The sequence below is a fragment of the Brevibacillus reuszeri genome (assembly GCF_001187725.1).
GTDB classification, from domain to species: Bacteria; Bacillota; Bacilli; order Brevibacillales; family Brevibacillaceae; genus Brevibacillus; species Brevibacillus reuszeri.
In genome coordinates this window covers 336661-348167 of record NZ_LGIQ01000009.1, presented here as the reverse complement: position 1 = coordinate 348167, position 11507 = coordinate 336661, and the positions used below count along the sequence as shown (strand labels likewise).

Sequence of the window (11507 nt, the reverse complement as noted above, 5' to 3'; positions counted from 1 at the left end):
TGAACACGAAAGTGTTCAAAATTAATTAGCAAAAGGTGTTCAATTTTACTTGACGGTTACAAGTGATTCAGTATTCTCACTCAAGCTCATGAATTCGCAGGATTTCACCCTTATGTAAGTGTGTTAGAAGATTCAATGGAGGCGCTTGTGGCTTGGGGAGCATAAGAAGGGCATGCGTAAATAGAGGTGAGATGTAATCACCCAAATTATTCCATTTGTGCACGTCTCCACCTCGCCCTAGCGATTTTCGCTCCCATGTCTCAACGGGTCTAAGCCCTTTCATTCCTTCGTCACATCTAAACTAAGGGGTTGGAGGTCGGTCTTTCTAACGGAACGGGTCCGAGCCCTTTTGCGTAACGTCTCCCGATACTCCGTGTTTCTTTAACATCCTGCGAATACATGAACTGGTGAGAATAAGCTGATTTTATGCTGCCTGTGGAAATACTCTGGTTGGATCATAAGCTTCGCTGCTTTTTGCAAGACCGATAAGCATGCGCGCTACTTTACCGCATAATTTCATAATGGATTTCATTCTTTTTAGTTTCTTTTCTTCAACATTGTAGCGGTGTAAAGCTCGAATTTCTGGGTTTGTCATCACCATGCACATCGTTATGAGATAAAGGAAATGACGCAGACGTGGGCGGCCGCGTTTGCTGAGCACCATCTTACCTTGCCATTTCCCAGAACTTGCCTCAGCTAAGTTTAAGCCTGCATGCCGTAGTAGAGCATTTCCGTGTGCAAAGCCGCTTAGATCACCGGCCTCGCCTAGAACACCCGCTAAGCTTGTTACATTAACGCCACGAATTTCGAGTAGTTTCTTCGCATAAGGAATACGTTCAAGGATGAGATAGAGCTCACGCTCTATTTGTGCAAGTTGACGCAATGCCAAATCATATTCCTCAAGCAGTTGACCCAGATGAAGTTTGTAAGCGTGGAGCTCCTGGGTAGTGCCAACACTGCATTTTGCTAGTGCAATGAGTTGCTCTGCTCGTTTAACACCAGCATGACGCTTCACAAACTGCTTCCAACCGGCAAGGACCTGATCAGTGGATAATCGACTGATTTCTTTCGGTAAGGGAAAGAGTCTGAGTGTTGCGATAGCACTGGTGCAGGTAAGGATTTTAAAGACCTGACGCAGTTCAGGGAAGACAATGTCGACCCAGCGATGAATTTGATTAACAGCGCTGTTAAGGCGTTTCGTAACTGTTTCCCGATTAGCCATTAGAATACGTAGTCCCTCATAAGTTTCCGAAGGAAACCGAACAGGGGAGTAATATCCGTTTTTGACCATATCTGCAATGACAAGCGCATCCTTACGGTCGCTTTTAGATGGGGTATTATCCCGATTTTCCTTGTTCCTTTTGACGAGATGGGGATTTACTAGAACGACCTCAATGCCATGAGAAGCAAGCCAGCGGGCCAGGCTCAGCCAGTAATGACCGGTAGGTTCCATACCGACAATGACTTTGTTAAGTGTATAGGTTTTGAATAGATCCTGGATTCAGCGGCCAAACTGCTCAAAGCCTTCAAGATGGCTATTAAACGCAAGTGGGGTACCTAATGCAATTCCACGGAAACTGACGGCACGAGCCACGTGAGTGTCTTGAGCAATGTCTACCCCGACAACAAGGTGATGAACAGTAATGTTTTCAATTAGTTGATTTTGCTTGTCCTGTGCCTTAAACTTCATAGAAGAGCGACCTCCTGATGGGTTTTTGAGGCTATGACCTCGTGTGCAACCCCATCTTACCGAGGCGCTCGTTTTTGTTCAAACGCCATATTATTCGTTTTACAGGAATCTAACGGGCAGTTTACTTAATAAGAATCTTTAGCTTATTTTCTATAGTATGGCCTCTTTGGATAGTAAGGCATGTACCCCGTTTACACCATTGACTAGCTGTGTTATACGCAAATCAACAAGAAGGCTTGACAAATTTAACGCCTCTTTACGCTCAAAATTATACAATTCCTGCATCCAATCAAGCATTCCCTCTAAGGCAATCATGGCTGCTTCATGTACATCTTCATGGAATCCAAAGGTAATTCTCTTAAGGGGAGTCTCTGCTCTTGGGAAAGATAAACATTGATCAAGTACTGTGAAAGTTAAATCGACTAACTGCATTGGGCATTCGAGAGCTGGACTGGATACCTCTCCATCACCTTGAACAGCATGACCGTCACCAACTGAAAAAAGGCCACCTTCTACCGCTATCGGTAAGTATAAAATACTGCCAGGTACAAGTTCTTTACAATCAATATTCCCTCCACAGAACCTCGGAGGGTAAGTGGAGTGTATCCCTTCTTCATTTGGAGGCATGCCCATAATACCCATAAAGGGCTTGAGCCGTATTTTATGCCCTTTGTTACTAATCCCTAAATTGTTAGAAGCATCTAACTCCCACAACAAAACATACTCTGGTCCCTCGTGAAGACCCAATCTTTTGTTAATAATATTCGGGAATCCACCTCCGCTACTCCAGCCCCAATTACCGGTCTTAATATCGTTTATACGAATAGCCAAGGTTTTTCCTTCTTTTGCTCCATTAATGTAGATAGGTCCGATCAAGGCATGTCCGCTGTCTTGTGGATGATCTCTTTCACAGAATTTCTCTCTTACACCGTCTAATTGAAATGGACCAGTATTCCACCCGCCGTCAATAGTCTCAAAGCGAACGGTGTCACCCGAATTGATTGATACGATTGGAGTGAACTCCTTTGAAAAAGAACCGTGCAGGGTTGAACGATCTGGGTGAATAAAAAACTCTGCCATATAGACACCTCCTAATTTGTATCCTATATTATTATATAACAGGGTATTTATGGTAAATGCACTGAGGTTGTGATTACTTTTCGAAATATTGCACTAACGGGATCAATAGCTTAGCAAATACATCAGAGGCTGCTGGAGTTTATCCGGCAGCCTCGTTAAGCTAAGGGGCAGATTATTTCAATAGAAAGCGTACAGGAACCACCGAGTTCCCGTCGAAAGCATAAATATATATTTTCTATTGACTAGGGGATGGCGCCATTTCCGAAAGGACGAACATACGGCTTCTTGTGTTGATTTGGGAGAGCGGGCGCGAAATTGGGAGAATGGAACGATGCGCGTAGGAGTCATGAAACATTACAATAATTGGAACTTCGCATCCGGACATTGATTTGTCGTGGATCACGGATCGGGAGGAAGACGGGCTGCTACTGCTGACGCTGCCTGCCGGTGAATCGCAATATGCGCCGCTGATCGTGCCGATGGGATGCAATGAATGCCCCCATCCATTGGAACAGGATGAGCTGTTCCGGCAATGGCAGGAGGAACAAGGGATGGTCCCGCTCGTGGTCACCCAGAATACGTGGGTCGTTCGTTTCAGCAAACGCCCTGCGACGGATGCTGCGGCACTGCAACTCGCCAAGGAACATCTCCTATTTTGCCAATATGTGTTGGAGATGTTTGATTCAGTCGGACAATATACAGCCCATTCACGCCATCACGATGTATAGGTGTTTTGGCGGGAGTGAAGCGGATATCCAGATCGGAAAGAGAGGACGAGGATTATGGAGAATTTGTATAGGCAAGCATACGAGGCATTGACAGAGCAGCAGCGAAAAGAAGTGCTGGAATCGTTGGCAACGAGACGTCCAGGTCTTAAGCTCCAACGTTTTGAGTCGTTTGACCGTTTCGCTATGCGGACCGAAACGGCCGTTTACGAGTTGGATGGAGCCGAGTTTGTCTTTGTGCCAGGTGATACGGTCACACTGGGATGGGAGTCGTTTGCAGATGGGCTTGACGCAGAAACACAAGCAGACATGGATCAGGTGATGGAGGAGTATGACATCTCGGATCTCACGTCGTTTCTCGCGAGCATGATGTCGCCTGTACGGACCATGACGGTCGCGCCCATGTTAGTAGAGCGGAAGTTGCATGAAATCGGATGGCACCGGGTCGCTCCTGATAGCGAAGTAATGGTGACGCGGCGCAGCGACATCGAGGAGTTTGAAGCTTCCCCGTACAAATCCATTACAAAAAACAATCAGCTGCGGCTGAGCAGATCAAGCACAGGCACCGTTGTCGAGGAGTATAAGCCAATTGCGTATGCCGCTCTCATTCAAACGCTGCAGGAACAAGGCTACTCACTCCCAACGGAGGATGAGTGGGAGTATCTATGCGGCGGCGGCACCCGCACGTTATGGCGGTGGGGAGACAGCATTCCGTATGACACGCATCTTCGTTATTTCGAAGAGGCGGCGCTGAAAGGAACACCCTATGACATGGAACTGCCCAACCAGTTCGGCCTCCATATTGCTTACGATCCATACAAGTATGAGGTTGTAGACGCGCCATGCATGCTAAAGGGAGCCGACGGAGGCAGCTTTATTTGTGGGGGAATGGGTGTTGCATTGGGGTATTTGCCAGTTGCGACGTATTTTCAATCGCCGGATGACATATTCGACGACTACAAGGCGGATATCGGCGGAAGCTATACGCGTTACCGAAAAGTGATTCGGTTGTAGGTTCAAAATAGAGGCCCAACTTCAAAGCGTCCAAGGAAAATAAAGTACTAGACTGAAAAATATCAAGACCTTGGTCAAGAACAACATAATTAAAATAAAGGGATCTACATATTAGTTATGCATAATATATCTAAGGTAAAACAAAAATTGACTGAAAAAGAAATCCGTATCCTACATCAAGAAAAACATGATGATGTATTGGAGGTTACCTTTTCAATTCAGAATCTAGAGGATAGATTGATTATCGGTGAACAAGCGCTAGAGATTGCTATCCTTCGTGACTTAATAAAAAAGAAAAACCCTCATTTGCTGACAAAATTGAAGTAGGACGGTGTTAGCATGGATAAAATATATTTAATTTATGAGTGGTATGACCATTGTTATTTTGGATTTGCTGATTACAAAAACAAGCTTGTTCATTTTGCTTATAAAGATAAATCATATCCAGAATATCTTTTTGAAATTATCCCGACAACAAAAAAACTTCTTGATTATGCTGTAGCAAAAGAGTTTGTAGATGAAGATAGTGATGATATGACGCTTTGGGATTTTATGAAAGAGAATGAGGATATTGTAGAAATTAAAAAAGCAAATGTTCATTTGGATTCTAATGATATAATAAACGACCCTCCATATAAAAATTCATTTATGGATTGGTTGGATTGAGCAGTATAAGTATTACTAAATTTTTCTTGTCACCAAGTTATGTAACGTGATTATAGGGATTTTGAACAACAAAAATATTAAAGGCTCGATATTAAAATATATCGGGCTTTTTTCATGTGCGCCACGCATGGCGATTAACTAGGTGGTGAAAGTCCACTGTGGGGGTTTGTAGTTACCACCCACTAGCCAAGAGCAAGGGTGTCCATCGCGAGGTGGATTCTGAAGGAAGCAGGCGGCAAAATTCCGACCCGAGGAACACGAACATCATCAAGCATAAGGCATGGGATGAGTTTGCATGACAAAACGAAGTCCAATCAACTACATGGACATGCCAATGTAAATGATGCGGGTACATGGAAGGAAAGTGAAGCGTCTTACCGTGGGAGGTCTCATGGACGTGAAGAAACCGTCCCAACGTCCCAAAGCCTATAAAATAGACGTTTCTTATGGAATTAGGGCGGCGGTGGGCTGGGTTTACTGGTTATAAAAGGGAGTGAAATTGGAAACGTGTGGAGCGACTACCGTGGAGACTTTGGCGGTATATTCCCAGAGACGCTCTCTAACGAAGGCTGGACGAAATCGTTAGGGAAGTACCGCTGGAAGAGCGCAGATTCTGGTAGGTCATCATGTAAACAGGAGTGTAGCGATGATTCAAAACACAGAAAAGCTTATACAACTATTGAGATCTGGTCAAAAGATAGATGCTGGCATTCTTGCATCCTATTGCCGTTTAACATCGAAGTATGGGGACCGTGAGGATGCAGCGGCTTTATTTCGAGTGTTTGCAGAGCATCCCTGTGACTACAGGCGGACGCTGTTGCTTGATCCTGTTATGCGATGCGGAGACATGGCACTGGCGGAGGAAATCGATCATCTTTGTTTTGAGCAGGGACGGCTAAAGGAAGGGATGCCTAGCGAGGTTCTTCATGTGATGGGGTATCTAGGGTATGAGAAATACATCAACTATATGGTGGATTGCACCGAAGTAAACGATTGGCATCTGTGCAAAGATGCATGCCTCGGATTGTTGCACCTTCCTTGCGAATCGTATAGGGAGAGGTTAGAGAGCGAGTTGGAAAAGGTATACGGGCAGCCGCTTTTCCCTGGATTTTTACCTGCTCTGAGCTTTACATTTGCAGATGAACAAATCGTTCCCAGGCTGCTTGCGTGGGGAGAACGGGCATCGACGGATTGTAATGCGGGGTTAATCCTTGGCATTTCCATGTTTGGCAGTACGCAGAAAAAACAGATCAAATCTATAGTAATGGACCCGTTTTGGGAAATGTACAGTAACGGTACGGGGAGCCATTGGTGGGGTTATATGTCCATGCAAATGGTCGGGCTAACGTTCAGTGAACTCATCTCGGATCTGAAAGCTCAGACACCTGTAGTTCGGAAAGATACAGAGCACATCCCGGATGAACGGACCTTGGAACACTGGCTTCATGTTTTGCACGACCTGATGGAATTGAAGCTGGATGATGTTCCGCACCCGATAAGGTTTTCACCGCTCAATCAAGAGTCTATCATCGACCTCTACCAGGAGTTGTTTCAGTGGAGTAACTAGCATGAGGATGATGCGGTGACAGGCAGAATCAGCACTTACTTGGGATACGATCATCCGTTGATGGAAAAGTACATGCATGTAAGAACGAAAATGGAAATGGGCATAAAGCGAGAATTGGAAATGGGCATAAAGCGAGAATTGGAAATGCAGGTCTGGGCAAGCGGCGGCAAAAATCATATCTGAGGTGATAAGCTATACATACGCATAAGTTTAGTCACGCGAAAGAGTTAATGTGCGTTGCGGGGATGATGTCCATAAAAGCAGCCATACTCCCGAAGGAGCAGGGCTGCAAATATATTCTTGAGGTACTCGAAAAATATAAGCCTTGGAAGACGGAGGGGCACCTTTCTATTGGTGAGGATGCAAATAGCTTGTCCACAGACGATTACGAATTTTCTTTCTCCCTATCCATGGAGAGCGTCCCTGCTTTCATATTTTTTGAGCAAAACTATATAAATAAGTGCGATGTTGTGGTTGTTGATGATGCAAAAAATATTACCTCACTGATGGAAAATAGCCATGGTATGGAGTATTTCATCTCCGATGAGAGTCTTTCGTTTCTGATTTCTGTTAATTGGTATTCAATAGAATATGCTGGCGATATTGATTTATCAGTATGAGTGATGCACACGCCCTCCATTAAATTGGTAAATTTGAAGGATTCCGGTAGAAGGCGACCTGGGGCAGAATGAACGGAGGGCCATGTGTGATTGATTTTCAAGCGGAAGTCATATCGGGGGATTCGTTGGGTAATGTTGTTTTGGGGAGAAATATATCTGAGTATATCGATGAATTATATTCGCGGCACAGCGTTGAGCTTAGAGAATATTTCGTTCCGGATGCGAGGTAAGATCAGCGTATACATTGGATGGCACTTTGACAATTGTAGTGGATTCTAGTGGCCTGATCGTCTCTATTGGTGGCAATCAGAGGTATACGGGGCGCTATAAGGAGTGCTTGTATGCCGGGCAATCCATGAGGGATATCATCGGGCTGACATCCAGACAGCGTATTTTTAATGGATCGCTGATCATTGATGATGATTTTGGATTTTCTTTTGTAATTCCTCCGCCTTATGACGAAATTGCTGATGCTGTGGAGCATATGCCGCTAGGTTTACTATGTAATGAAATCTATGTGGCTGACTTTTCTTCTTGGAATCCCAATAATAGCGGAGCAAGATTTTTGCGCGAAAGGAAGATAAAGAGGTGAATATGAAATCTCAAGTGCTATCTAGTCAAACGATCGAGCTTAAAAGGGATCAGGTAAGTATTTTGGGTCCGAAACTGGAACTGCATGACTGCAACGTGATTTCGGAGGCTGATCGGCGGGGTATGGCTTTTCCCGGAGTGAGGATGCATGGAGGAGTTTTTGATCAAAAGAAAGCCCTAAGGGACTTTCATTTTCAGGGTGTACATTTCTTACGCGTCAGGTTTATGGGCAAGTATATTGGCTGTGATTTTGGCGACTGGGAAGACATCGACAGATCATCCGTGTCAGAGTGCGATTTTTCATCTGCGCAGATGCACGATTGCCGTTTTTTGAATTGTGACATGAAGGGGATTCTACTTCCCAAATGGCCATGCTTCTGCTTGTTTCATCCGGCGGAAGCCCGGGATTATGTGCTCTCACAACAATGGCCGAAGAAGATCCGTCTGACTTTGGATATTTATACGGATTCGGATCGGGAATGTGTCGCTGCATTAGGTGATGCCGGTGTGCTGGCTAAAGAAAGCGGGCTGCCTTTGAGCGAAATACGCGCGCTCTTGCAAAGAATTCCCGGTCTTACTATCGTTGAGTAGGCCGTGAGAAGGTGTCGGTAAACTCAATCAATCACTTAAATAAATCGAAAGCTGACGACCCCGACGATGCGATTTGTTATCGCAGTGCATAAACCGATGAAAACGGAAGGCTTTTTCTCCGATATGAATGAATCGGGGATATTGGTCTTTACTGTATCGGATGCCTCATATGTACGAGAATGTGACTGGATCGTTAGATTGAACAGAAATAAAACTTGCTCTAGAATTTCAGAATTGAATGATAGGATTGGGGTGAGATATATGTGCACAGGTCTGGCTTTGTATGACACAGATGAAATTACTCCACTTGAGGCTTGCCTTGCAGGAGAGTCTTTTTTTGATGCAATCGGTGAAAGAGTCACAATTGCTGGGTATTATACATACACACATGGCGAAAATGGATTCGATATTGATTTGATAGAAATACCGCTCGCAGATCTCAAGAGCAAAATTATCTCAAAAGAAGTTACAGCATTTCGATTATTTAGTGAACGAATTGGCCATTCTCCATGGTTTGCATCCTTCGGGTACATGACCGATGAGTTCGGCAGCTTTCACCACATGGATGCTCATTGTGCTACGCCTATTGACGACATCTATGGAAAGCTCGTCGGTGTTGTGGAAGAAGTATCGAAGAACAATCGCTATCCGTATGGTATCGTGTACGATGCAAATACGGTGTCAGAAGCATTTTATTATGCGCAGGGTGAAAATCTGATCAAATTATTTCCATACGAAGATTCGAGTCGTTTTAATAAAGAAACTCCCGGGAGATTCAAAGGTGAAGGTCGCTACAGGGGGGATCTGTTAAGAATGGTCTACCCTTGCAATATGATAAACGAACAACATCTTCGTATAAAAATCGTGGGCATATCGCTTGGCGAGTGGATTGTAAATGAGCGAGGTCGCGGCTCACTAAGGAAAATCTGCAATGATTTGTGGCTATGGGAGGTTGGAAAAGATGAACTCGAAGGTGTCAACAAATCATGCGGAGAAGCCGGGATCCTGCTAGCTTGGAAATCACCCTCAGCAGCAAAGCCTGCTAGAAAATTGCCTTAGATTCCTGCATACGCTCTAATTACTAAGGAAAAGGATGATTGAATGTTCGCTATACATGCCTACCTGGCAAAGTCGTCAACTTCTTACTCCATTGAGCGTCTTGCCTCTGAACTAAGTACTTATTTTGCCTTTGAAACCAAGAACGGACTTGTAATTGGATCATCGACGAATCCATTCACGAAGGAAAAATACTTGATTTTTCGTTGGTCGGGTTGGAGTTTTACGGCACATTTTGAAACGGGACGCAATGTAGTCGCAGATGCAAATTATGTTACAAGTGTCGTCAAGGATTGTCCGCCTGAGCTCACAGACTGCTCCGAGCGAATTCGCTTCGTTTTTGCACCTGATGCGAACCGCGATTTCACGAATCATATCATTTGGGCGATCGAATATTTATTGGAAATACCTGACGCTATCGTTTTTGATGAAACGCAGCAAACGATCATTCGTTAACAAACATTCGCGAAAGATAAATAATAGGACAGGAGAAATGGCGGTGCGACTTTCTGATTCCACCTATTCCGAAATGACAGCTTTGTGCAAACAAGGCGATGATTTGGTAAAAGCAGGCGATTTTGAAGCTGGGAAACAAAAGTACGTTGCTGCGCTTCGCTTGTTGCCGGAAAACCATCAAGAATGGGAAGCGGCTACGTGGATATACGTGGCGATTGGGGATATCCATTTTCGTTTGAAGAAATATGATAAGGCATTCAAGTGCTTTTATAATGCTGTTCAGTGTCCGAAGGGGCTCGGTAATCCCTATATTCATCTTCGGCTGGGGCAATTGTATTACGAACAGAATAACCTTGAAAAGGCGTCAGACGAGTTAACGCGGGCTTATATGGGTGCAGGCATTGGGATATTTATGGAGGACGATCCTAAGTATCTTGCGTTTTTAGAGACAAAAATAGAGATTTGAAATTCCAGCTGGATAGAGTTGAATAAGGTATCAAGCTGCACGTATCGGCAAATCAATGCAACAAAAGCGGTCTGGAATCGTAAACAAACGCAGATCTCGTCACATGGGGCGGGCTCTGCGTTTTTCACGATACTACCTTTGCAATGAGAAACGCGACTCCAGCTGCCAGTCCGCCAACCAGTGTTCTCTGAAAATGCGCTTGTAAAGGGTCTAGACCCCGTGAAGCTGCCTTTGATATATCCAAAAATAAATAGAGCAAGCAGTGTAGCAATCACGGAGGTGATGAGGGCCACATTGCAGAACCGATGAACTACGGGAGAAAAGCCTACGCGCACAAAAGCTTGTGATGGCCTTCAATAATTCGGCACTCAAGAATATGGAAGAGAAAGAACACTTAATTAAAGAACTGTTCGGCAGCGTAGGTGAAGGGGTAAGCATTGTGCGGGGCTGATCGATGAAAGTCCTAATTCACGCTGAATTTCCTTTGATAAAACATCATCTGCAATGGCTCGGAGTCCTTCACGTTGTTGAAGTTGTGCATGTAAAAACAAAAGGAGATACGCTTTGGTCGTCAGCTTTTTCACGTACTTGTCTTGGTCGGTTTCGTCGATACGTTGCTGAAATGTCACAATATTGATGGGTGCAACCCATTTACCAAATGAAGAAAATAGGGTATTCTTGTCCATGGCTTTATCCTTTGCATTGGATTTGGACAGGAACTACCTGACCTTACCAGTGTAAAGGATTTTTTTGTCCTCCAGACACACACGGTAAAAGTCGGGATTATCAAATTAGATTAATGTAACGATAGTAATACGCTCTAGTTAAATAAATTTAAAGCAATCAGTCAAATTTCGCTAACGGGGTCGATAGCTTAGCAAATACATCAGAGGCTGCTGGAGTTTATCCGGCAGCCTCGTTAAGCTAAACCAGCTAATAGGATGTCAACATTTTTCATTAAACATGTTTATGTTTAATTGTTATA

At 44.4% G+C, this 11507-nt stretch carries 14 protein-coding genes and 1 pseudogene; 12 read left to right on the top strand and 3 right to left on the bottom strand.

All coding sequences use genetic code 11. The annotated features are described in order from the left end of the window. Window positions 1-424 precede the first annotated feature (424 nt). Window positions 425-1690 (bottom strand): annotated as a pseudogene (locus tag ADS79_RS16230) (IS110 family RNA-guided transposase). 150 nt (window positions 1691-1840) lie between these two features. Beyond that, window positions 1841-2770, bottom strand: a complete 930-nt coding sequence (locus ADS79_RS16225; protein ID WP_049739464.1) for an acetamidase/formamidase family protein — start codon at window positions 2768-2770, stop codon at window positions 1841-1843. A 389-nt stretch (window positions 2771-3159) separates the two neighbouring features. On the opposite strand from ADS79_RS16225, the gene ADS79_RS16220 reads away from it, so the two are divergent. The 12 genes from ADS79_RS16220 (at window position 3160) to ADS79_RS16170 (ending at window position 10522) form a co-directional block, all read left to right on the top strand. Then, a complete protein-coding gene (locus ADS79_RS16220; RefSeq protein ID WP_049739463.1) occupies window positions 3160-3498 on the top strand; it encodes a DUF4253 domain-containing protein in 339 nt (112 codons plus the stop codon). Window positions 3499-3552: 54 nt separating this feature from the next. Next, entirely contained in the window at window positions 3553-4509 is a 957-nt protein-coding gene (locus tag ADS79_RS16215) for a formylglycine-generating enzyme family protein (RefSeq protein ID WP_049739462.1), read from the top strand. A 147-nt stretch (window positions 4510-4656) separates the two neighbouring features. Beyond that, window positions 4657-4836, top strand: a complete 180-nt coding sequence (locus ADS79_RS34450; RefSeq protein WP_141261209.1) for a hypothetical protein — start codon at window positions 4657-4659, stop codon at window positions 4834-4836. 12 nt (window positions 4837-4848) lie between these two features. Beyond that, window positions 4849-5175, top strand: a complete 327-nt coding sequence (locus tag ADS79_RS16205) for a hypothetical protein (protein WP_049739461.1) — start codon at window positions 4849-4851, stop codon at window positions 5173-5175. 646 nt (window positions 5176-5821) lie between these two features. Next, a complete protein-coding gene (locus ADS79_RS16200) occupies window positions 5822-6742 on the top strand; it encodes a hypothetical protein (protein ID WP_049739460.1) in 921 nt (306 codons plus the stop codon). Between the two features lie 15 nt (window positions 6743-6757). Continuing rightward, complete coding sequence (locus tag ADS79_RS35340; protein WP_161807299.1) at window positions 6758-6925, top strand: hypothetical protein; 168 nt, start codon at window positions 6758-6760, stop codon at window positions 6923-6925. 62 nt (window positions 6926-6987) lie between these two features. Then, window positions 6988-7362: a hypothetical protein gene (locus ADS79_RS35700; protein WP_236700004.1), complete on the top strand. Its 375-nt coding sequence runs from the start codon at window positions 6988-6990 to the stop codon at window positions 7360-7362. A 256-nt stretch (window positions 7363-7618) separates the two neighbouring features. Continuing rightward, complete coding sequence (locus tag ADS79_RS36145; RefSeq protein WP_236700003.1) at window positions 7619-7954, top strand: hypothetical protein; 336 nt, start codon at window positions 7619-7621, stop codon at window positions 7952-7954. 2 nt (window positions 7955-7956) lie between these two features. Next, window positions 7957-8544 carry a hypothetical protein gene (locus ADS79_RS16185; RefSeq protein ID WP_049739459.1) on the top strand — a complete coding sequence of 196 codons (588 nt, stop codon included), beginning with the start codon at window positions 7957-7959 and terminating at the stop codon, window positions 8542-8544. A gap of 261 nt (window positions 8545-8805) precedes the next feature. Then, a complete protein-coding gene (locus ADS79_RS16180) occupies window positions 8806-9603 on the top strand; it encodes a hypothetical protein (RefSeq protein ID WP_049739458.1) in 798 nt (265 codons plus the stop codon). A 42-nt stretch (window positions 9604-9645) separates the two neighbouring features. Further along, window positions 9646-10056 carry a hypothetical protein gene (locus ADS79_RS35465; RefSeq protein ID WP_049739457.1) on the top strand — a complete coding sequence of 137 codons (411 nt, stop codon included), beginning with the start codon at window positions 9646-9648 and terminating at the stop codon, window positions 10054-10056. 43 nt (window positions 10057-10099) lie between these two features. After that, the gene (locus tag ADS79_RS16170) at window positions 10100-10522 is read left to right on the top strand and encodes a tetratricopeptide repeat protein (protein WP_049739456.1); all 423 of its coding nucleotides are present in this window, start codon (window positions 10100-10102) and stop codon (window positions 10520-10522) included. A 398-nt stretch (window positions 10523-10920) separates the two neighbouring features. On the opposite strand, the gene ADS79_RS16165 is transcribed toward ADS79_RS16170, so the two are convergent. Continuing rightward, a complete protein-coding gene (locus ADS79_RS16165) occupies window positions 10921-11208 on the bottom strand; it encodes a DUF4372 domain-containing protein (protein WP_049739455.1) in 288 nt (95 codons plus the stop codon). Window positions 11209-11507: the final 299 nt, after the last annotated feature.